The sequence below is a fragment of the Ferrimonas futtsuensis DSM 18154 genome (genome assembly GCF_000422645.1).
Lineage (GTDB): Bacteria > Pseudomonadota > Gammaproteobacteria > Enterobacterales > Shewanellaceae > Ferrimonas > Ferrimonas futtsuensis.
Genome location: NZ_AUGL01000001.1, coordinates 74,536 through 96,440, shown reverse-complemented (window position 1 = coordinate 96,440; position 21,905 = coordinate 74,536). Strand labels below are relative to the sequence as shown.

Below are 21,905 nucleotides of genomic sequence, written 5' to 3'. Positions count from 1 at the left end.
AGAACCTTGGTGTCGGAAAATTGGAGCAAGTCGTTTTTTCGACACTGTGAAAGAACCAGTAACCCCAGTGGTAAAGCGGGTTGTGGATTGGTCGGGGCGTTGGTAAAGTTAGCTGATTTTCGCATTTCTTACCGTTTCGCATACAGGGCTGGTACATGTTCAAAAAGCTTCGTGGAGTTTTCTCCAACGACCTATCTATCGATTTAGGTACCGCCAACACGCTGATCTACGTAAAAGATCAGGGAATCGTCCTGGATGAGCCATCCGTAGTGGCCATTCGCCAGGAGGGACCCAACGCCAAGAGCGTTGCAGCCGTTGGTAGTGCAGCTAAGCGTATGCTGGGGCGTACCCCAGGCAACATCAAGGCAATTCGCCCCATGAAAGACGGTGTGATCGCCGACTTTATGGTGTGTGAGAAGATGCTGCAGTACTTCATCAAGCAGGTGCATGACAGCGGTCTGTTCCGCCCAAGCCCTCGGGTGCTGATCTGCGTTCCTTGCGGTTCCACCCAGGTTGAGCGTCGAGCCATCCGCGAATCTGCCCTGGGTGCCGGTGCCCGCGAAGTCTACCTGATTGATGAGCCCATGGCGGCAGCCATCGGTGCTGGCCTGCCCGTATCCGAAGCCACGGGTTCCATGGTGGTGGACATCGGTGGTGGTACTACCGAGGTGGCGATCATCTCCCTGAACGGTGTGGTGTACTCTGCGTCTGCCCGTGTGGGTGGTGACAAGTTCGATGAGGCGATCATCAACTACGTGCGCCGTAACTACGGCAGCCTGATTGGTGAAGCCACTGCCGAGCGGATCAAGCACGAGATCGGTTCCGCCTACCCGGGTGATGAGGTTCGCGAAATCGAAGTACGCGGTCGCAATCTGGCCGAGGGTGTGCCACGCAGTTTCACCCTGAACAGTAACGAAATTCTGGAAGCCCTGCAGGAGCCTCTGTCCGGCATTGTCAGCGCCGTGATGACCGCCCTCGAGCAGTCTCCGCCAGAACTGGCTTCCGACATCTCCGAGCGCGGTATGGTGCTCACCGGCGGTGGCGCCATGCTGCGTGACCTGGACCACCTGCTGCAGGAGGAGACCGGCATCCCAGTGGTGATCGCCGATGAGCCTCTGACCTGTGTGGCCCTGGGTGGTGGTAAAGCCCTGGAGATGATCGACGTCCACGGCGGTGACATCTTCGCCGAAGAGTAATTGGCGGATCACCGCTGAATGAAACCCTTCTTTATCCAAGGTGCGTCTCCGCAATACCGCCTGTTCATGGCGGTATTGCTTTCTCTCGCCCTGATTTTGGCCAACGACCGGTTGTTGCCCCTGCGCTCTGCCATGGCAACCCTGGTCAGCCCGCTGCAGTACCTGGCAAATCTGCCCGCCCTGGTGCTGGATGAGCTCTCCACCAACCTGTCTACCCGGGCAGAGCTCCTCAAGGAGAACGATCGCCTGCAGCAGCGTCAGTTGCTGATGAGTGAGCAGCTGCTGAAGATGGCCAACCTCCAGGAGGAGAACGCCCGCCTGCGTGCCCTGCTGCAATCCCCCACCCGCAAAGATGCCCGCCGCATGGTGGCCGAGGTGATGTTTGTGGATCGTGATCCCTTCAAGAGCCAGGTGCTCATCGACAAGGGGCTCAACGAAGGGGTGTATGTTGGCCAGCCTGTGCTGGACGACTCCGGCGTGGTGGGGCAGGTCACCGAGGTGGCCCAGACGACGGCCCGGGTACTGCTGATCGCCGACTTTACCCACGCCATTCCGGTGCGGGTGGCCCGCAACGACGTGCGTGCGGTGGCCCACGGCAGCGGCAAACTCAACCAGCTGGAGCTGGCCAATGTGCCCATGAGCACCGACGTCCGGGTGGGTGATCTGTTGATCTCCTCCGGCTTGGGACAGCGCTTCCCCGAAGGTTACCCGGTGGCCACCGTGACCCAGGTGGTTCGGGATGAAGGGATGACCTGGGCCCAGATCAGTGCCGAGCCCGTGGCCCACCTGGAACGAATCCGTTATCTGCTGCTGCTGTGGCAGAACGAAGTACAGGGCAATACGCCTCAGGAGAACACAGATGGATAAGCCACGGCGTTACGGCATCATCTGGATCAGCATCCTGATTGCCCTGTTCCTGCAGATCATGCCCCTGCCTCAGCTGGTGGCGGACTGGCGCCCGGACTGGGTGATGCTGGTACTGGCCTACTGGACCCTGGCGCTGCCCCACCGGGCGGGCATCCTGACCGCCTTTGTGGTTGGCCTGCTGCTGGACGTGCTGCTGGGGGCCACCCTGGGGGTGCGCTCGCTGGCGCTGTCGGTGGTGATCTATCTGGTGGTGCTGCAATACCAGAAGCTGCGTCACTTTGCCTGGCTGCAGCAGATGAGCGTCATCGCCATGCTGAGCCTGCTCAGCCATCTTCTGGTATTCTGGGCAGAATATCTGCATAGCGGTGTTCAACTCTCCTGGGAATACCTGAAGCCAGTGGTGATTACCCCGCTGCTGTGGCCCTGGGTCTTCTGGTTGCTCAGGCGTACCCGCCGTCACTACAAGGTTAAATAGTCATGATCCTGCCAAACTGCTTCCTGGCTTCCTCCTCTCCGCGTCGGAGAGAGTTGCTGGGACAGCTGGGCTGTCACTTTGAATGTGTCAGCCCGGAGATCGATGAAACCCCGCGAGCCGGGGAGAGTCCAACTGATTATGTGGCCCGTCTGGCCAGGGAGAAAGCCCGCGCGGGCGAAGCCCTGACCGATGGCAGCCGTCCCGTGCTGGGATCCGACACCGTGGTGGTGCTCGACGGCCGGATTCTGGGTAAGCCTGTGGATCAGGCGGATGCCATCGATACCCTGGCGGCGCTGCAGGGGCGCAGTCATCAGGTGATGACCGCCGTGGCTCTGGTGCAGGGTGAACGGCTGGAGCAGACCCTGGTGACCACTCAGGTCAGTTTCAGCGCCATGACCCAGGAACAGGTTCGCGACTATGTAGCCAGCGGTGAGCCCATGGACAAGGCGGGCAGCTATGGTATCCAGGGACTGGGCGGCGCCTATGTGAAGGCGATAAACGGCAGCTACTCTGCCGTGGTGGGCCTACCCTTGGTAGAGACCCGAGAACTCTTATCCCGTTTTTAAAAACTTGGAGGTCAGGTGCATCCCTCATCAGTCATCGGTACCGAACTACTGATCAACGTCACCCCCACCGAGAATCGGGTGGCACTGCTGGAACGCGGCCAACTTCAGGAGGTGCACGTCGAGCGGCGTGGCCGACTGGGGATCGTGGGCAACATCTATCGCGGCAAGGTGACCCGGGTGCTGCCTGGCATGCAGGCGGCGTTTGTGGACATCGGCCACGAGAAGGCGGCATTTCTTCACGCCTCCGACATCATTCCCCACACCGAATGTGTGGCGGAACCTGAGCAGAAGCAGTTTCAGGCTCAGGACATCGCCTCTCTGGTGCGCCCGGGCCAGGACATCACCGTCCAGGTGACCAAGGATCCGCTGGGGACCAAAGGCGCCCGGCTGACCACGGACATTACCCTTCCCTCCCGCTATCTGGTGTTCATGCCCGGTGCCGCCCACGTGGGTGTGTCTCAGCGCATTGAGTCTGAGGAGGAGCGGGAGCGTCTGAAGAAGCTGGTGGGCCAGTTTGTGGACACCGACGGTGGCTTCATCATCCGTACCGCCGCCGAAGGCGCCTGTGAGAAGGAGCTGGCCCATGACGCCGCCTTCCTGCGCCGGGTCTGGCGCAAGGTCAGTGAGCGCCTTCAGCGTCCCGGCGGCAAGGTGATCCCCCTGTATGAGGATCTGACTCTGCCCAGACGCCTGCTGAGGGATCTGGCGATCTGCAACATTGAGCGGGTGCAGGTGGACTCCCGCACTGCCATCAAGGAGCTCAGTGAGTTTGCCCAGGAGTTCGTGCCCGATGTGGCGCCGGTTCTGGAGCACTTTACCGGCCCCTCTCCCCTGTTCGATCTCTACGATGTGGAGAACGAGATCCAGCGGGCGTTGGAGCGCAAGGTGGAGCTGAAAAACGGTGGCTACCTGATCATCGACCAGACCGAGGCGATGACCACCATCGACATCAACACCGGCGCTTTCGTGGGCCACCGCAACCTGGAAGAGACCATCTTCAACACCAACTTGGAAGCGACCCGAGCCATTGCCCACCAGCTGCGCCTGCGCAACCTGGGTGGGATCATCATCATCGATTTTATCGACATGACGTCGGAAGAGCATCGTAACCGGGTCCTGAGTACCCTGGAGGCCGCCCTGGCTGTGGACAGGGTGAAGACCAGTGTCAGCGGCTTCTCCCGCCTGGGCCTGGTGGAGGTCACCCGCAAGCGCACCCGGGAAAGCCTGGAGCATGTGCTGTGTGGCGAATGCCCGGTGTGTAAGGGCACCGGTACCCTGAAAACGGTGGAGACCGTCTGCTACGAGATGTTCCGGGAGATCATCCGGGTGGACCGTCAGTATGACGCCGATGAGTTTTCCGTCTACGTCGCGCCGGCGGTACACGATGCCCTGATTGGCGATGAGGCTCACAGCCTGGCTGAACTTGAAGTCTTTATCGGCAAACGCATCCGTCTACAGCCCGAACCCCTCTATGCCCAAGATAAGTTCGACGTGGTGATGATGTGACCCTGGGCCCCGGATTCCGGCGACTGCTGAGCTTCTGTTGGTACACCGCTGCAACCCTGATCGTGCTGTTTGCACTCACGGTGGCGGCGGTGCGTACCCTGCTGCCTGAGCTGGACGCCATCCGGGATGAACTGACTGCCCAGCTGAGTGCCCAGAGTGGTCTGGAACTGGAGTTCGGCCGCCTGGGGGCCAGCTGGAAACCCAAGGGACCTCAGCTGGTTATTCAGAACTTTCATCTGCCCGCCCAGGAAGATCTCGACCTGGACGTGAGGGTCGAGGAGGCGGTGGCCCAGCTGGACTTCTGGGCGTCGCTGACCGACCTGGATCTGCGCTTCGACCAGGTCAGCTTTTCCGGGGTTGAGGTGCGCCTGTTGGGCCAGCTCAATACCGGCAGCGGCTCCGGTTCCGGCGGCGCCATCGATGCTTTCAAGCGCACCTTCCTCCACGGTCTGCGCCAGCTGAACCTGGAAGATGCCCGGATTTACCTTCCCCTGTCCGAGCAGGAGGGGGAGCCCATTCATATCGCCAACCTGCAGTGGCGTAACCAGGGCAACCGTCACCTGGGTGAGGGCCGCCTCTACCTGGACAGTGACAGCAACCAGGATGAAACCCTGAGACTGGCCCTGGAGCTGCGCAGCGACCAGGATGAACTGTTCGGTCGCGGCTATGTGCAGGCGGCGCAACTGGATATCGGCGACTGGCTGGCTCGGCAGATGGGCAGTGACAGTCGTCAGTTCTCCGGGGTGCTGAACATGGAGTCCTGGGTGACCTTCGATGAGCACGGCCTGCGCCGCGGCCAGGTGGAGTTCGGTGAGAGTGACTTCAGCTGGCAACAGCCGGAACCCCAGCGGATGGCCATCAGCGGCGGCCGACTGGTGTGGTCGCCCACGGAAGCTGGGGGCCTGCTGGCCAGCCAGGATCTGCAGCTGCAGAGCAATGGACAACCCTGGCAGCCGACCCATTTTGCCCTACGCCACGGCCAGGGGGATCTCAGCCTTTGGTTAAGTGGGCTGCAGCTGGATAAGCTCAAGCCCCTGCTCGGGGTGATCCCCGGGATCAAGAGGCGAGCCCTGTCTGACATGCTGGCCGCCAATGGCCGCGGTGAGATTCAACAGATCCGCGCCCAGCGGCGGGATGGCCAATGGGCCCTGGCCGCCGATCTGGCCGATCTGGGCTGGGACATGAGTGGCAAGGTGCCGGGGGTTGCCGGCGTCAATGGCCGGGTGACCTGGAGCGGCGCCCAGGGGCATCTGCACCTGCCCAGCCAGAAAGCGGCACTGTACTGGCCCTGGCAGTTCAGCCATACGGTCAAGTTCTCCGAGCTCAGCGGCGATCTCTTTGTAACCCATGAGGATGGCTGGGCCGTCACCACAGACAACCTGCGCCTCGATGGCGACATTCTCCAGGCGGATCTCGAGGCGGCTCTGTTGCTGCCCGTTGATCAGCCGGTTCGGCTGCAACTCTACGGCAATGCCGGGCTGAAGCAGATGGCCGAGGCAGACAAGCTGTTTCCCCGTAAAGCCATGGGTGAGGGGCTGTCCGACTACCTGGCGGCGGCGATTCAGGGGGGGCACACCGATGACGCGCAGATCCTCTGGCATGGCGACTTTGCCGACTACCCCTACGCGGGCGGCGAAGGGGTGTTCCAGGCGGGCTTTACCATGCAGCAGGGCCAGTTCCAGTTTCTCGAGTCCTGGCCTGCGGTCACCGACATCACTCTGGATGCCCTGTTTGAAAACATGCGCATGGACATCTGGCTGCGCCAGGGGCTGCTGGACAGGGTGCCGGTGGAAAATGCCCATGTGTTTATTCCTGCCCTGAACCGCAGCGCCACCCTGACCGTGGCCGCCTCGGTGCGAACCGATGCCGCCGCAGCCAGCGAGCTGATGGCCAAATCCTCTCTGGGCAGCACTGTTGGCACCACCCTCAAGGAGCTGCAGATCGGGGGTGATGTGGCCACCAGCCTGGACCTCACCTTCCCTCTGGGCAATGCCGTCTCGGACCAGTCGCCCAGCATTCTGGGCCGGGTCGCCCTGTGGGACAATCCCATCCATATTCGCGCCCTCTCCACCGAGCTCTCTTCGGTTCGTGGCGAGTTGAGCTTTGACTCGGACAAGGTCACCTCGGAAGGCTTGCAGGCACAGATCTTCAATCAGCCTCTGACTCTTAAGGTGGATACCGGCAACGATGGTGATGTCTACCGTGCCCAGGTGGATCTCAGTGGCCGCTGGCACACGGACAACATCCCGACAGGGCAGAGCTTCCCCCTGTTTGAACACCTCGACGGCGATGCTCACTGGCAGGGCAAACTGGAGATGAATTTCCGCCAGGACGGGGCGTACGCCTATCAGGCCAAGGTGGAGACCAACCTGGAAGGGCTGGAGGTGGACTTGCCTGCCCCGGTGGGCAAGAGTGCCTCCACACCGATCCGCACCGTGCTCGAGGTCAACGGCGATCAGACTGGGGCCCGCCTGATGGCGACTCAGGGAGTACGGGTCGGTTATCTGGCGGAGTTTGAAGTGGACAGCATGGGGTTCCACTGGCCCAGATATCAGCTGGCCATCGGCAAACGCCCAAGCCTGATTGGGGTGGGCTCGGGTGCCATCGACCTGGCGATGTCCCAGGTCAAGCTGCAGGAGTGGCTGCCCCTGATCACCGGTTTTGTGACCACCACGGGTGACGGGTCTCAGGGGGTGGTGCCTCCCCTGACCCGGGTGAGTGGCTCCCTCTCCCGTCTGGATATTTTCGGGCTGCATTTCGATCAGACGCTGCTGGAGGGGTGGCCGGAGGAGCAGGGTTGGCGCTTCAGGGCTGAGGCGGATCAGATGCGAGGGGATATCCTCATCGGCCGAGACTGGCAACAGGACGGCCTGCGCATCGAGGCGGACCGTTTGCAGATGGAGTGGGACAGCAAAGCGGGGCCCGGCGAGCCTGAAGCGGCCTCCCTCATCGCCCAGATGCCGGCAGTGCAGGCCAAGGTGGGCAGTTTTCATATCCGCGAGCTGGACCTGGGTGAACTGACGCTTGCCACTGTCCATGAAGCCGGGGGCTACCGGGTGCAGGAGCTGATGCTGTCACGACCCGAATATCAGCTTCAGGCCGAGGGCTTCTGGCAACCACAAGGTGAGCTGACCCGCTTTGATCTCACCGGTTCGCTGGAAAGCGAGGATTTCGGCAAGATGAGTTCGGTCATAGGCCAGCCCCTCGGGGTGGAGGAGTCCACCCTGGACGCCCGGTTCGACGTGAGCTGGCAGGATGCCCCCTGGTCCATGGATATGCCCAGCCTGGACGGCGACCTCGAGTTCGCCTTCGGCAAGGGGCATCTGTCGCAGGTGTCCGATAAGGGAGCCAGAATTCTCTCCATGTTCAGCCTGGACTCCCTGTTGAGGAAGCTGTCGCTGGACTTTACCGACGTATTCGGCAAAGGCTTTTACTACACCAGCTTCGATGGGTCCATCGAGTTCGACAATGGGCTGGCCAGCACCCAGGACACCGAGCTGGATGGGGATGCGGGGGTCATGAAGATTCGTGGCAGCTCCAATCTGGTGAACCGGGAGCTGGATTACCGCATCACCTTCTCCCCCGCCCTGACCGCCAGTGTCCCCGCCGTGGCCCTGATGTCCGGCGCCTCGCTCACCGTCGGGGTCGGCGCCTTTGCGGTATCCAAGATCCTGGAGCCGGTGATTGAGGTGATTACCCAGCTAAACTATAAACTTACCGGTACCTTTGATGACCCGGTTCTGGAGGAGCTGGAACGGGACAAGCGGGAGATCCGCCTCATCGAAGAGGAGCCGCAGCCCGAGCCCCAGTCTCAGGTGACGCCCAATACCCAGGCACCCGATTACATGGAAGCCCTGCCGGAGCCCTTGCCTGAAGGTGAGAGCCGCACGGTAGGCCAGTAGGAGAGTCTATGCGGCTGTACGCCCTGCAGTGCTGTTCCACCGCCGATCCCGAGGAAAACCTGGCACGGCTGCGACCGCAGCTTGCCCTCCTGGGCGCCGAGTCCGGCGACAAGTTGGTGGTGCTGCCCGAGTGTGTGTTGGCCTTCGACGGCCCCAAGGGACAATGGCAGGCATTGGCCGAACCCCTGGGGGCGGGGCCCTTGCAGGCCAGGATGGCGGAACTGGCCAGGCTGGCCAGCTGCACCCTGGTGGCCGGGACTCTGCCGATTCTGGCTGACGATGGCCGCGCCTACGCCGCCTCACTGGTGTTTGATCAGCAGGGGCGGCGAGTGGGCCGTTACGACAAACTGCATCTGTTTGATGTGACTGTCGGAGACAACACCGGCCACTACCGCGAGAGCGACACCACCCACCCTGGTCGGCAGATTGAGGTGATCGACACACCCCTGGGGCGAGTGGGACTGGCGGTGTGTTACGATCTGCGTTTCCCCGAACTGTTTCGGGAGATGACGGCTCGAGGGGCAGAGATATTGGTGCTGCCCAGTGCCTTTACCCGGGTCACCGGTGACGCACACTGGGAGGCGCTGATCAAGGCCCGCGCCATCGAGAACCAGGTGTACATGGTGGCCGCCGGCCAGGTCGGGGTGCACGTCAATGGCCGACAGACCTGGGGTCACTCGATGATTGTCGACCCCTGGGGCGAAGTGCTGGCCGATGCCGGCGAGAAAGAGGGGATGATTGACGCCCCCTTCGACAGAGAACGTATTCAGGAGGTGAGGCAGGCGATGCCTTGCCTCAATCATATTCGGTTGCCCCTGTAGAGCAGCCCAAGGAACCAAGGACGCCATGACTTTAGAGAAAGCCAGCGCTACCCTGCTGCAGCCCGCCGGGCTGGACCTCAATGATCTGGAGCGGATACTGTCTCGCATCCACAGTCACAAACTGGATTACTCCGACATCTATCTGCAGTCGGCCCGCCATGAATCCTGGGTGCTGGAGGATGGCATCGTCAAGGAGGGCAGTTTCAACATCGAACAGGGTGTGGGCATCCGCGCCATCGATGGCGAGAAGACCGGTTTCGCCTACGCCGATGAGGTGACCCTGGACTCCCTGCAGCAGTCCGCCGACGCGGCCCGCGGCATCGCCGCCAGTGGCGGTGAGGGCAGGGTCAATGCCCTGGCCGGCAGCGGCAGTGCCAAGCGCTATCCCGCCATCGACCCCATAGACACCTGGGAACAGCAACAGAAGCTGTCGCTGCTCCAGGAGATGGACGCCTATGTCCGGGCTCTGGACAGCCGGGTACAGCAGGTGATTGTCAGCCTCAGCGCCGCCTATGAGGAGGTGCTGGTGGCCGCATCCGATGGCACCCTGGCCGCCGACGTGCGCCCCCTGGTGCGCCTGAACTGCTCCGTCATCATGGTGGAAGGGGATCGCCGCGAGCGCGGCAGCGCCGGCATGGGCGGTCGGTACGGCTTCGAGCAGCTGGACGTGACCGACGATCAGGATCGCCGCCGTGCCCTGCAACTGTGTCATGAAGCGGTGCGCCAGGCCGAGGTGAATCTGCGGGCGGTGGATGCCCCCGCCGGTGAGATGCCCGTGGTCCTGGGCCCCGGCTGGCCCGGAGTGCTGCTGCACGAGGCGGTGGGCCACGGCCTGGAGGGGGATTTCAACCGCAAGGGTTCCAGTGCCTTCGCAGGCCGCATCGGTGAGAAGGTGGCCAGCGAGCTGTGCACCGTGGTGGACGACGGCACCCTGGAGGGGCGCCGCGGCTCTGTCAGCATCGATGACGAGGGTACCGAAGGCCAGCACACCGTGCTGATCGAAAACGGCATCCTCAAGGGCTACATGCAGGATAAGCTCAATGCCCGACTGATGGGGATGGCCCCGACCGGCAATGGTCGCCGGGAATCCTACGCCCACATGCCGATGCCGCGGATGACCAATACCTACATGCTGGGGGGAGACAAGGAGCCGGGTGAGATCATCGAGTCCGTGCAGCGCGGCGTTTACGCCCCCAACTTTGGCGGTGGCCAGGTGGACATCACCTCCGGCAAGTTCGTGTTCTCGGCGTCCGAAGCCTACCTGATTGAGAACGGCAAGATCACCACCCCCATCAAGGGGGCGACCCTGATTGGCAATGGCCCGGAAGCGATGCAGACCATCTCCATGGTGGGCAATGACCTCTGCCTGGACAAGGGGGTAGGCGTTTGCGGCAAAGAGGGCCAGAGTGTGCCTGTGGGGGTGGGCCAGCCCACCCTCAAGCTGGATCGCCTGACCGTGGGCGGCACAGACTAAGCTTGTCTGCGGTACAGACATGCGGGGCCCTGATGGGCCCCGTTTTCGTTGGTGTCTGCAAAAAAACCTAAGATCTCAGTCTGCTTAGAGATCAGACGAGTGGAAAAGCACTCGACTGTGAAACTGGAAGGAGTAAGATCTAGAGTTTCGACTCTAACTTGGACAGACGATGAGATATTGGATCTGTGCCCTGCTGTGCCTCAGCGGCTCCCTGTCTGCTCAGCCCATGAGCCTGCACCAGGCCTGGCAGCGGGTGGAGAGCGTCAGTGACAAGCTGCAGGCTCAGCAGCAGGCTCACCAGCGGGCCGAAGCGGAGCTGGGCGTGGCGCGGCAGTTGGGTGACCCCAGCCTCACCCTGAGAGGCAGCTACCTGCGGCTGGACAGGCCGGTGGAGCTGGATGCCAGGGCGATCAACCCTCTGGGGACACTGCTGACGGCGCTGCCGGCGGGATTGCTTCCCCCTTTGCCGGATTCTGCCTGGAAGACCGAGATCACCGATCGTGACATCTACCATGCCAGCCTGCAGGCGGTGTGGCCCCTCTACGTGGGGGGGCGCATCGAGGCGGCCCAGAGCATCAAGGCCGCCGAAGCGGAGCAACAGAAGCAGCAGACGCGGCTGGACGCTCAGGAGCGCTTCACCACTCTGGTTGAGCGTTACTTCGCCCTGGCGTTGACCCACAAGGTGGAACAGCTGCATCAGGCGAGGCTGAAGACCCTGAAGCAGCAGCTGCACAACGCCGAAGCGCTGCAGCGTCAGGGGCAGGTAGCCGAAGTGGAGACGCTCAACGCCCAGGTGGCGATGGAGCAGGGTGAGGTGGCCCTGTCCCAGGCCAGCCGACGTCGCACCCTGGCGCAGATGGCCCTGGATACCCTGCTGCAGCAGAAGGGCAGCCAACTGAGTCAGCCACTGGCCTTGCCGATGCAGACCCCGGACCTGGACGGCTGGCATCGACAGATGCTGGACACCCACCCCGCGTTGGCGCTGTTCGGTGCCAAGGAGGCCCAGGCCAGAGGGGCCATCGAGGCCGAGCGAGGTCGCTATAAGCCGGAGTTGGCACTGGTGGGCAACTACAGCTTCGATGTGGACGAGAGCCTGCTGTCCGAACTCGAGCCGGAGTGGATGGTTGGGGTGACTTTAAAGGTGCCCATCTTCACCAATGATGGGCGAAACGACCGGGTTCGTGCCGCTAAAAGCGCTCAACTCCAGGTGCAACACCTCAAGGCGCAGACCCAGCAGGATCTGGACCTGCTGATGGCCTCCAGGGAACAGCAACTGACCCAGGCCCAACATGAGTATCGTGCCCTGGCCAGCGCCGAGTCCCTGGCCAAGGAAAACCTCAGACTGCGTCAACTGGCGTTTGCCCAGGGGCTGGGCACCTCCATCGATCAGGTGGACGCCGGAGACAAGCTGCTGGAAGTACAGACCGCCCGCGCCGCGGCCCAGTACCACTACCTGGTGGCCCTGGGGCAACTGGCGGCCATGAGCGACAACCAGTCGCTGCTGTTCCAACTTCTGATGAGTACTGAAACCCAATGAAACGACTGAACCAACTCTTTGGCCTGCTGGCGCTGTTGCTGCTGGCGGGTCTGGCCGGACGGGCCGCCTGGACCCTGAGCCAACCGGATGCCAAATTCATCCAGGGCCAGATTGAGGCCCGCCAATATCACGTCTCCTCCAAGGTGCCCGGCCGCCTGGAGCGGATTCTGGTGCACCGTGGTGATCAGGTGGCGCGGGGCGATCTGTTGTTCGCCATCAGCAGCCCGGAGCTGGAAGCCAAGCAAACCCAGGCCAGAGCCGGTCTGGAGGCGGCCGAAGCGTTGAAGGCCCAGGCGGACAATGGCGCCCGTCGTCAGGAGGTGCTGGCGGCTCGGGAGCAGTGGCATAAAGCCCAGGCAGCCGCCGAGCTGGCCCGGGTCACTTTCGACCGGGTTGAGGCTCTGTTCGATGAGGGCGTAGTCGCTCGCCAGAAACGGGATGAGGCCTACACCCAGTGGCAGGCAGCCCGGTTTACCGAGAGGGCCGCGGAAGCGGTTTACCAGATGGCGGAGGAGGGCGCCCGTCAGGAGACTCGAGACGCTGCCGCCGGCAAGGCACTGGCTGCACGGGGACAGCTGGACGAAGTGCAGGCGGTTCTGGCGGACAGTCAGATGCGAGCCCCCCGCACAGGCGAGGTCAGCCAGGTGTTGCTGGATGAGGGGGAGCTGGCTCCGACGGGGTTCCCCGTGGTGACCCTGGTGGACATGAGTGATGCCTGGGCCCTGTTTAATGTCCGTGAAGACAGCCTGGCCCGCTTCCCTGAGGGTGAAATGGTACAGGTGCGCATCCCCGCCCTGAACGGCAGCTTCCCCTTCCGGGTGCGTTACCGGTCGGTGCTGGGGGATTACGCCACCTGGAATGCCACCGAATCCGGCATGGCATTCGATCTGCGCACCTTTGAGGTGGAGCTGGTGCCCACGGACGCCATCCCCGGCCTGCGAGCCGGGATGACTGCGCTGATCGAGCAATGACCAAATCCATCGTCATCCTGCTGCACCGCAGTTTCCGGGATCTGCTGTCGGATCCCTGGCAGGTGAGCCTGATGACCTGGCTGCCGGTATTGCTGGCGCTGTCTCTGTGGGCGGTATTCGCCCGCAGTCTGCCCACTCAGCTGCCTGTGGCCTGGACAGATATGGACAACACCACGGTGAGTCGGGCCCTGGGTCGGCAGCTGCAGGCCAGCCCGGCCATCGGCCTGGTGGCCTACGCCACCGAGGCGGACGCCGAGCGGGCGATGCGCCGCGGTGAAGTGTATGCCCAGGTGGTGATCCCCCCCAGGTTTGCTGCGGACCTGGTGGGTGGCCGTCAGCCCCAGTTACCCGTCCGCTATAACGCCCAGTACCTGCTGATGGGCAAGCGGCTCTACTCCGCCGCCGCAGGGGCCATTCGCGGCGGCTTGGCCCAGGTCGGGGCTCAGGGCGCCCTCTCCGAGGGCACGCCAACCGAGTCGCTGCCTGCGGTAATGGCGCCGGTGAATGTCTCCATGACCCCCATGTTCAACCCGGACCTGGGGTATCTGCCTTTCCTGCTGCCCGGCCTGCTGCTGGCCCTCTACCAGTTGCTGGTGAGTGCCACCCTGGTGAATGCGGTGGCCAGAGGCAAGCGCGGTCTGCCGCTGCGGATCCTATTGCTGCTGCTGTGGTGGTGGCTGATGGGGGGGATTGGGCTGTTGGTGCTCTACTCCGGACTTGACCTGCCCATGGCGGGATCGATGCTGATCCTCTGGCTGGGGATGATTCCTCTGCTGGGGGCCATCGCCGGCATCATTTTGCTGGTGGCCATGGTGGTGGATGATCCGGTGCGTGCCACCAGCGTAGGAGGGGCCCTGTTTGCCCCGGCGTTCGCCTACATGGGGATCAGCTTTCCCCTGGAGTCGATGCCGGCGGCTGCCCAGATCTGGCGGGTGCTGATGCCCAGCACCCACTACCTGCCGTTGATGCTGCAGGCGGGGGCCAACCACAACTGGTCCGCCACCTGGCCCCTGCTGATGATGTCGCTGTTGCTGGTTCCTGTGGCCTGTCTCTACAGGAGGATGCCATGAGCTGGTGGCAACTGTTTAAGCGCGAGTGGCTGGGGCTGTTGGCGGATAAGGCCGCGATGCTCACCGCCATCGGCGGCATCCTGTTCTATGCGGTGATCTACCCGCTGCCCTACGCCAATCATGTGGCCCTGGATCAGCCTGTGGCGGTGGTGGACCTGGATCAGAGTGCCACCAGTCGCCAGCTGCTGCGAATGTGGCTGGCCTCCCCGAAGGTGGCGCTGACTCAGGTCTATCCGGACCAGAGTGCCGCGGAGTCCGCCCTGACCGAGGGGGAGCTTAAGGGGATGATCGTGATTCCCCATCAGTTTGAGCGCAACCTGTATCGCGGCGAGCAGGTGCAGTTGGCCGCCGCTGGAGACGGCAGTTTCCTGTTGCCTTACAGCAACCTGGCGACCGTCGCCCTGCAGGGAGCCGGCTACCTGAGTGCGTCGGTGCGGCTTCAGCGCGGGGTGGCCTCAGGAGGGGACATCGCAACGGAGATGCGTCGATTGCAACCGGTGCAGACCAAATTCCAGCCGGTATTCAATCCAGGCATGAGCTACTCCAGTTATGTGTTGCCCGGAGCCCTAGTGCTGATTCTCCACCAGACCCTGCTGATGGTGGCGGCGATGTTGGGCGCCAACAACTGGAATACCCGCGGCGACTGGCCCGGCTATCCCACCGTCAGCTGGTTAAGTGCCCGGGCGGCGATGCTGGCCTGCCTGTATCTGCCCTCCTGCATTCTCTATTTTGATCTGGTGCTGCCCTGGCAGTCGGTGGTCATGGCGGCCCCCTTCGTGACCATGGTCGGTGTGCTGACCCCTTTCCTGCTGGCGACGGCCCTGGCGGGGGTGGCCATCAGCACCCTGTTTCAGCGTCGTGCCGTGCCGGTGCAACTGATGGTGCTCACCGGCATGCCCATCCTGTTCACCAGCGGCTTTGTCTGGCCAACGGACAGCATGTCCGCGCTGCTCAGCGGGCTGTTTGCCTGGCTGCCGGCCCAACCGGCGATGATCGCCATGATCAAGGCGAACCAATTGAATCTGGGGTTGTCTGGATTGGGGTATGAGTTGTCCTCTCTCTGGCTTCAGGTGCTAGCATGGGGCATTCTGGCCCTGTTGGGGCTGAAACGACGTCAGGCTCTGGGCAGCGATGATCCCACCGACGTTTGAAGCGTATCATGTTGTTTTGATTAACAAGGAATCGTGATGAACTGCCGTTATCTTGGATTATTGTTGCTGGCCTTCGGCGCCAGTGCCAATCCGCCCGCCATGACCTTCACCCCCTACACCGTGGCCTTTCCCTCGGCGTCCCTCGAGGACAACGGTAAGGTGGGGCAGGAGATCTATGGCTTTACCCTGGATAAGCGGGGCCGCCTCAATGACCAGTGGCTGATGAGTTGGCAACTGGAGGCCGCCTACAGTGACTTCGACTTCAACCGCGGTTCATTGATGGACGGACGCCTCGAGGCCTGGGATAACGTCAAGACTCTGGGAGGGGGGGTGAACTTCACCAAGCCCAACCGCACTGGCCTGACCTGGTTCCTGGGCCCTAGAGTGCAGTGGTCCTATGCAGACACAACCTCTTTCGGTGATGGCTTCGGTTATGGCCTGCTGGCGGGAGCCAGCTATCCGGTCAGCGATACCCTGACCCTGGGATTTGGCGGGGGCTACTTCAATGACCCCTATGATGTGCGCTGGATGCCGGTGCTGTTCATCAAGTGGCAGATCACCGACAAACTCAAGCTGGACAATCCCTTCGAGCCCGGCTTTGCCGGTCGCGGTGGCCTGGAGCTGTCCTACCGGTTGAACCCCACCTGGGAGTTCGGTGCGGGAATGGCCTACCGGAGCCAGAATTTCGCCGTGGATGAAGGGGGCATTGAGATTGAACAGCCACTGAGTTTCCTGCGGGGCAGCTTTACCGCCGAGGGTGGCTGGCGAGTGTCTGCCTACCTGGGGCATCGCTCCGAAGGGGAGTTCTCCCTGAAGGGGCCCAACGGTGGGGACAAGCGGGATCTGGCGTCGGAAAGCGCCTTGGGCGTGGTGGTGACCACCCACTTCTGAGGTGGCTCAGCGAAAAAGCAGGGAGGCATTTGCCTCCCTATTGATACTCGTATCTACTCTTCCATGTACTGGCGAATCAGCTTGAACAGCTCCCGGGAGGCCTTGGGTGGCTTGCTCGCCTTGGCTTCCTTGGCAGCCTGGCGAATCAGCTGACGTACCCGCTGGCGCTCCTCTGCCATGGCCGGCACTTCGGCAAACAGTTCCTGGATGGCGTCGTCACCCTCGGCAATCAGCCGGTCGCGCCACTGCTCCATCTTGTGGAACTCCTGGTTGGCCTGGTTGTGCTTGTTGCGGATCTTATCCAGGGCGGCCACCAGAGGCTCGGGATCCCGGCTGCGCAGCAGCTTGCCAATAAACTGCAGCTGACGACGGTGAGCTTCGTTTTTCCCCTTCAGGCGTTGGGCCAGGGCAACGGCGTGTTCGAGCTCTTCGTCCAGGGGCACTTTGGCCAGGTCGTTTTTGCCCAGGGCCACAATCTCATTGCCGATCTTCTGCAGCTGTTCCGCTTCCCGCTTAAGCTCCGATTTGCTGATCCACTCCTCTTCCTGGAGCTCCGGTTCCGGGCGTTTTGCTGCCATAGTTACTCTCCTCAAAATCTTGTCTGCCTATTCTAACAGGCTATGAAGCGTCATGCCCCTATCGGAGCGGGGGCGGGGTTTGCTATCCTTTCTTGCAACTGAATTTTATGGAACCGACGAGTGACCCAAGTCAGCATTGAAGCCCAGCGTCAGCAGCTGGAGGAGGCGGTAGCCCTGGCCCTGGATGAGGCCAAAAAACTGGGGGTGTCTGCCGCAGAGGTGGCCATCAGTAAGCAGCAGGGCTTGAGCGTCTCGACCCGCATGGGTGAAGTGGAGACCGTAGAGTTCAATAAGGACGGTGCCTTGGGCATCTCTCTGTACCGTGATGGCGCCAAGGGCAATGCCTCCACCTCGGATCTCAGCGCTCAGGCGATCGTCGATGCGGTGCGTGCCGCCGATGGCATCGCCCGTCATACTACGGCAGATCAGCATAATGGCCTGGCCGAAGCCGAGTTGATGCCCTCGGAGCTTCCCGACCTGGATCTCTACCACCCCCATGCCCTGACCCCGGAGGAGGGGATCGAGCTGGCGACCCGCTGCGAGCAAGCGGCACTGGCCAGTGAGCATGGCATTGAGATGTCCGATGGTGCCAGTTGCAACAGCCACGCCGGCATCAAGGTGTATGGCAACAGCCATGGCTTCATCGGCAGTTATGCCTCCTCCCGCCACAGCCTCTCCTGCGTGTTGATTGGCAAGGATGATCAGGGGATGGAGCGGGACTACGATTACACCGTCGGCCGCCGATTCGGCGATCTGATGAATCCGGAGACCCTGGGTGTGAGTGCCGCCGCCAAGGTCAGCGCCCGCCTGGGCGCACGCAAGATCGACACCTGCGAAGTGCCGGTGCTGTTCTCTGCTGAGACCGCCACCGGCCTGGTGGGGCATCTGGTGGGCGCCATCAGTGGCGCGTCGCTCTATCGTCAGTCCTCCTTCCTGCTGGACAGCCTCGGCAGCCAGATTCTGCCCGAATGGTTCTCCATCGATGAAGACCCCCATCTTCCGGTGGGCCTGGCCAGCGCCCCCTTCGATGGCGAGGGGGTGGCCACCCGAGCCAGGCAGATCATTCGTGATGGCGTGCTGGAGTCCTACCTGCTGACCGCCTACTCTGCCCGCCGCCTGGGGATGACCACCACAGGCCACGCTGGCGGCATCTATAACTGGCAACTGGCCAGCAATGGCGGTGACCTGGCGTCCATGCTGAAGCAGATGGGCACCGGTCTCTACGTCACCGAATTGATGGGGCACGGGGTGAACGGGGTGACCGGCGATTACTCCCGTGGCGCCGCCGGCTTCTGGGTGGAGAACGGCATCATTCAGTACCCTGTGCATGAGATCACCATTGCCGGCAACCTGAAACAGATGTATCGGGATATGGTGGCGGTGGGTACCGATGTGGATCCCCGCACCAGCATCAAGACCGGTTCCATCTTGCTGAGCGCCATGAAGGTCGCTGGCAACTGATCGGCACAGCGCTGCAGAAGAGATAAAAAAAACCGGAGTCCAGACTCCGGTTTTTTATGTGCAGTGCATCCACTTGGCATGGGGGGGATGTGTGCTTACTCTGATTCGTCGAACCGACCGCTGAACAGCTGGGTGACCGCTTCCAGGGCGGGCTCGGCGTCACTGCCTTCGCAGATCACCGTCACCTCCTGCCCCTGACAGGTTTGCAGCATCAGCAGACCCAGCACACTGTCGGCGCTGGCGCTCTGGTCCCCATGGACCACCTGGATGCGGGCGTCGTAGTTGTGGGCAAGCTGTGCCAGCCGGGTGGCGGCGCGGGCATGCAGGCCCAGCTTGTTGACGACTTTAAGGGTTCTGGTCAGCTTCACGTTTGTCCAGTTCACGGTGACGGACCGAGGTCTGCTTCTGTCGCTGACGGAAGCGCTGTTCCAACTGCTGGGCGATGTAGACACTGCGGTGCTGGCCACCGGTGCAACCGATGGCGATGGTCAGATAGGCGCGGTTGTTGCGTTCCAGCATCGGCAGCCAGTTGAGCAGGAAGTTTTCGGTGTGTTCGATAAAGCGCGCCACCATCCACTCCTTGGCGAAGTAACGCTGTACCGGCTTGTCCAGACCGGTGAGGGGGCGCAGGGCCGGATCCCAGTGGGGATTGGGCAGGAAGCGTACGTCGAACACGTAGTCGGCATCCTTGGCAATGCCGTGCTTAAAACCGAAGGATTCAAACACCAGCAGCAGTTCCCGCTCCGCCTGGCCCAGCAAACGGGTGCGTATCTCATCGGCCAGCTGGTGTACCGACAGGCCGTCGGTCATAAAGCTGTGGTCGGCCAGAGTGCGGATCGGCGCCAGCAGCTGGGTCTCCGAGGCGATCGCTTCGGCCAGGGAGGTGCCTCCACGGGAAAGGGGGTGAAGCCTGCGGGTCTCACTGTAGCGTTTAATCAGGCTGGCGTCGGAGGCATCCAGAAAGTAGATTTGCTTCTCTATGGAGTCGGGCAGATGGGTCAAAATCTCAGGAATCTGTTCCGCCTGGTCCGGCAGGTTGCGAATATCCAGGCTGACCGCCAGGGTGTCGCATTGACCCAGCATCTCCTCCACCAGAGAGGGGAGCATGGCCGCAGGCAGGTTGTCGACACAGTAACATCCCAGGTCTTCGAGGACCCGAAGTGCGACGGATTTGCCGGCACCGGAACGTCCGGAGAGGATGATCAGCTTCACGTGGTCACCAGGGCATAGAGCTCCGAGTCGTTACTGCATTTACGCAGGGCCCGGCAGGTCTCTTTGTCCTGCAGGGTCTTGGCCATGGCGGCCAGGGTGGCCAGGTGCTCCTGTACGGCGTCCTCAGGGACAAACAGGGCAAACAGCAGGTCCACAGGCTTACCATCGATGGCGTCGAAAGGGATCGCTTCATCGCACTTGATGAACACGGCAATGGGGCGATCGATGTTCGCCAGCCGGCCATGGGGCAGGGCAATCCCTTTGCCGATGCCGGTGCTGCCCATCTTCTCCCTGGCCAGCAGACTTTCAAACAGTTGCTGAGGGTTCAGGTTGCCGTGAAGATCGCCCGCCAGCTGGGAGATCATCTCCAGGGCGCGCTTCTTGCTAAGGCCCGGAGCGGCGATGGTGGCGCACTCCGGGCTGAGTAACGTGGATAGTTCCATGATTAATGGCGTGAAATTTTCTCTTTGTGCTTGATAACCTGACGGTCCAGCTTGTCGATCAGGCCGTCGATGGCAGCGTACATGTTGTCGTGGTGGTGGGTCGCGTACACTTCGCGGCCACTCAGGTTCAGTTTGGCTTCGGCGGTTTGCTGTGCTTTCTCCACATTCAGCACCACGTAGACATTGGAAATATGGTCAAAGTGGCGCTCCAGCTTGTCGAACTTGGTGTGCACATAATCTCTCAGAGCGGTTGTGATCTCGACATGGTGACCGGTCAGATTGATTTGCATATAGGTTCCTCCTTTTTAGCTGGTTACAGCTGTTTCCGCTGATTGGATGGAGCGATGCCCAGGGCTTCCCTGTACTTGGCGATGGTCCGTCTCGCCACCTTGATTCCCTGTTCTGCCAGCAGCTCCGCCATTTTACTGTCGCTCAGAGGTTTCTTAGGATTCTCTGCAGCAACCAATTTTTTAATTAAAGCACGAATTGCGGTGGATGAGCACTCGCCGCCACTGTCGGTGCTGACATGGCTGGAAAAGAAGTATTTCAGCTCGAAGATGCCGCGGGGGGTATGCATATACTTCTGGGTGGTTACCCGGGAGATGGTGGACTCGTGCATATCCACCGCTTCGGCCACATCGTTGAGCACCATCGGCTTCATCGCTTCGTCGCCATACTCCAGGAACCCTTGCTGGAACTGGACGATGCAGTTGGCCACCTTGAGCAGGGTATCGTTACGGCTCTCCAGGCTCTTCAGGAACCACTTGGCCTCTTGCAGGTGGCCGCGGACGAACTGGCTGTCCGCCTGGTTTCGACTGTTGCGGCTCAGGGCTGCGTACTGTTCATTGATGCGGATCTTGGGCATGGTGTCCGGATTGAGTTCCACCACCCAGCGTCCTTTGCGTTTGGAGACCGCCACATCGGGGATGACATACTGGTCATTGTCGTTGACCAGGGCACTGCCGGGGCGGGGGTTGAGGGTCTGGATCAGATCCATCGCCTCCTTGAGCTCCTCCTCCTTGAGGCGGGTCTTACGCATTAGACCGCGAAAGTCGCGGTTGGCCAGCAGATCCATATGTTCCTGAATCAGCATCTTGGCCTCTGCCAACCAGGGAGTGGCGGCGTCAAACTGACTCAGTTGCACCAGCAGGCACTCTGCCAGATCCCGGGCACAGACGCCGACCGGGTCGAAGCGTTGCACTCGCTTGAGCACCGCTTCCACTTCATCCAGCTCTACCTCGTCGTCGCCCATGGCCTCGAGAATGTCCTCGGCGGTCTGGGTCAGGTAGCCGCGTTCGTCGGTGGCATCGATGATGGCCACCGCAATGGCGCGGTCGGTATCGGACATGGGGGTCAATTCCATCTGCCACAGCAGATGACCCTGCAGGCTTTCTCCGGTGCTGCCCTGGAAGGGCATGTCATCTTCCCGGCTGGCCATGGGGGCCGGGGAGGAGGTGTAGTATTCGTCCCAGGAGGTGTCCACCTGAAGGTCATCCGGCATGTCGGTCTGACTCAGGGCCTCACTGGTGTCCAGGCTGGCGGCTTCCGGTGCGGGCTCCAGCTCGTCCCGGGAAGCGCTGTCCGGGGTGTCGGGGACGACTGGGCTGAGATCCTCCTCGACCTCAAGCAGGGGATTGGCATCCAGAGCCTCCTGAATCTCCTGCTGGAGATCCAGAGTCGACAGTTGCAGCAGACGAATGGCCTGCTGCAGCTGCGGGGTCATGGTGAGCTGCTGTCCCAGCTTTAGCTGTAGAGAAGTCTTCATTTACAACAACCTGTCCTTA

At 61.9% G+C, this 21,905-nt stretch carries 20 protein-coding genes; 14 read left to right on the top strand and 6 right to left on the bottom strand.

All coding sequences use genetic code 11. The annotated features are described in order from the left end of the window. Positions 1-155: 155 nt before the first annotated feature. The 13 genes from G505_RS0100440 (at position 156) to G505_RS0100380 (ending at position 16,427) form a co-directional block, all read left to right on the top strand. Positions 156-1,196 carry a rod shape-determining protein gene (locus G505_RS0100440; protein ID WP_028107794.1) on the top strand — a complete coding sequence of 347 codons (1,041 nt, stop codon included), beginning with the start codon at positions 156-158 and terminating at the stop codon, positions 1,194-1,196. An 18-nt stretch (positions 1,197-1,214) separates the two neighbouring features. After that, complete coding sequence (gene mreC / locus G505_RS20115; RefSeq protein ID WP_035384931.1) at positions 1,215-2,063, top strand: rod shape-determining protein MreC; 849 nt, start codon at positions 1,215-1,217, stop codon at positions 2,061-2,063. After that, entirely contained in the window at positions 2,056-2,538 is a 483-nt protein-coding gene (gene mreD, locus G505_RS0100430; protein ID WP_028107793.1) for a rod shape-determining protein MreD, read from the top strand. The genes mreC and mreD overlap by 8 nt, the downstream gene beginning before the upstream one ends. Positions 2,539-2,540: 2 nt before the next feature. Beyond that, entirely contained in the window at positions 2,541-3,104 is a 564-nt protein-coding gene (locus G505_RS0100425; RefSeq protein WP_035384930.1) for a Maf family protein, read from the top strand. A gap of 33 nt (positions 3,105-3,137) precedes the next feature. Then, positions 3,138-4,610: a ribonuclease G gene (gene rng, locus G505_RS0100420; RefSeq protein ID WP_028107791.1), complete on the top strand. Its 1,473-nt coding sequence runs from the start codon at positions 3,138-3,140 to the stop codon at positions 4,608-4,610. Then, complete coding sequence (locus G505_RS0100415; RefSeq protein WP_028107790.1) at positions 4,607-8,512, top strand: YhdP family protein; 3,906 nt, start codon at positions 4,607-4,609, stop codon at positions 8,510-8,512. The genes rng and G505_RS0100415 overlap by 4 nt, the downstream gene beginning before the upstream one ends. 8 nt (positions 8,513-8,520) lie before the next feature. After that, complete coding sequence (locus G505_RS0100410) at positions 8,521-9,333, top strand: carbon-nitrogen hydrolase family protein (protein ID WP_028107789.1); 813 nt, start codon at positions 8,521-8,523, stop codon at positions 9,331-9,333. Positions 9,334-9,358: 25 nt separating this feature from the next. Beyond that, positions 9,359-10,807 (top strand): metalloprotease TldD, encoded by a 1,449-nt coding sequence (tldD, locus tag G505_RS0100405; RefSeq protein WP_028107788.1) that lies wholly within the window; start codon positions 9,359-9,361, stop codon positions 10,805-10,807. Between the two features lie 169 nt (positions 10,808-10,976). Further along, entirely contained in the window at positions 10,977-12,344 is a 1,368-nt protein-coding gene (locus G505_RS20110) for a TolC family protein (RefSeq protein ID WP_051215757.1), read from the top strand. After that, entirely contained in the window at positions 12,341-13,315 is a 975-nt protein-coding gene (locus G505_RS0100395; RefSeq protein WP_028107787.1) for an HlyD family secretion protein, read from the top strand. The genes G505_RS20110 and G505_RS0100395 overlap by 4 nt, the downstream gene beginning before the upstream one ends. After that, complete coding sequence (locus G505_RS0100390) at positions 13,312-14,385, top strand: ABC transporter permease (protein WP_028107786.1); 1,074 nt, start codon at positions 13,312-13,314, stop codon at positions 14,383-14,385. The genes G505_RS0100395 and G505_RS0100390 overlap by 4 nt, the downstream gene beginning before the upstream one ends. After that, on the top strand, positions 14,382-15,536 hold the full coding sequence (locus G505_RS0100385; RefSeq protein ID WP_028107785.1) for an ABC transporter permease: 1,155 nt from the start codon (positions 14,382-14,384) through the stop codon (positions 15,534-15,536). The genes G505_RS0100390 and G505_RS0100385 overlap by 4 nt, the downstream gene beginning before the upstream one ends. 36 nt (positions 15,537-15,572) lie before the next feature. Continuing rightward, positions 15,573-16,427: a TonB-dependent receptor gene (locus G505_RS0100380; RefSeq protein ID WP_028107784.1), complete on the top strand. Its 855-nt coding sequence runs from the start codon at positions 15,573-15,575 to the stop codon at positions 16,425-16,427. A 53-nt stretch (positions 16,428-16,480) separates the two neighbouring features. Here G505_RS0100380 and yjgA read toward each other — a convergent pair whose 3' ends face one another. After that, on the bottom strand, positions 16,481-17,005 hold the full coding sequence (yjgA, locus tag G505_RS0100375) for a ribosome biogenesis factor YjgA (RefSeq protein WP_028107783.1): 525 nt from the start codon (positions 17,003-17,005) through the stop codon (positions 16,481-16,483). Between the two features lie 120 nt (positions 17,006-17,125). Here yjgA and pmbA point away from each other — a divergent pair, with 120 nt between their 5' ends. Continuing rightward, complete coding sequence (gene pmbA, locus G505_RS0100370; RefSeq protein WP_028107782.1) at positions 17,126-18,466, top strand: metalloprotease PmbA; 1,341 nt, start codon at positions 17,126-17,128, stop codon at positions 18,464-18,466. A 95-nt stretch (positions 18,467-18,561) separates the two neighbouring features. Here pmbA and G505_RS0100365 read toward each other — a convergent pair whose 3' ends face one another. Genes G505_RS0100365 through G505_RS0100345 form a run of 5 tightly spaced genes read right to left on the bottom strand, consistent with a single transcriptional unit; the run spans position 18,562 to position 21,886 of the window. Then, the gene (locus G505_RS0100365) at positions 18,562-18,834 is read right to left on the bottom strand and encodes an HPr family phosphocarrier protein (RefSeq protein WP_028107781.1); all 273 of its coding nucleotides are present in this window, start codon (positions 18,832-18,834) and stop codon (positions 18,562-18,564) included. Next, positions 18,812-19,678 (bottom strand): RNase adapter RapZ, encoded by an 867-nt coding sequence (gene rapZ, locus G505_RS0100360; protein WP_028107780.1) that lies wholly within the window; start codon positions 19,676-19,678, stop codon positions 18,812-18,814. The genes G505_RS0100365 and rapZ overlap by 23 nt, the downstream gene beginning before the upstream one ends. Beyond that, positions 19,675-20,121: a PTS IIA-like nitrogen regulatory protein PtsN gene (gene ptsN / locus G505_RS0100355; RefSeq protein ID WP_028107779.1), complete on the bottom strand. Its 447-nt coding sequence runs from the start codon at positions 20,119-20,121 to the stop codon at positions 19,675-19,677. The genes rapZ and ptsN overlap by 4 nt, the downstream gene beginning before the upstream one ends. Positions 20,122-20,123: 2 nt before the next feature. Next, positions 20,124-20,411 carry a ribosome hibernation promoting factor gene (gene hpf, locus G505_RS0100350; protein ID WP_028107778.1) on the bottom strand — a complete coding sequence of 96 codons (288 nt, stop codon included), beginning with the start codon at positions 20,409-20,411 and terminating at the stop codon, positions 20,124-20,126. A 23-nt stretch (positions 20,412-20,434) separates the two neighbouring features. Continuing rightward, the gene (locus tag G505_RS0100345; protein ID WP_028107777.1) at positions 20,435-21,886 is read right to left on the bottom strand and encodes an RNA polymerase factor sigma-54; all 1,452 of its coding nucleotides are present in this window, start codon (positions 21,884-21,886) and stop codon (positions 20,435-20,437) included. Positions 21,887-21,905: the final 19 nt, after the last annotated feature.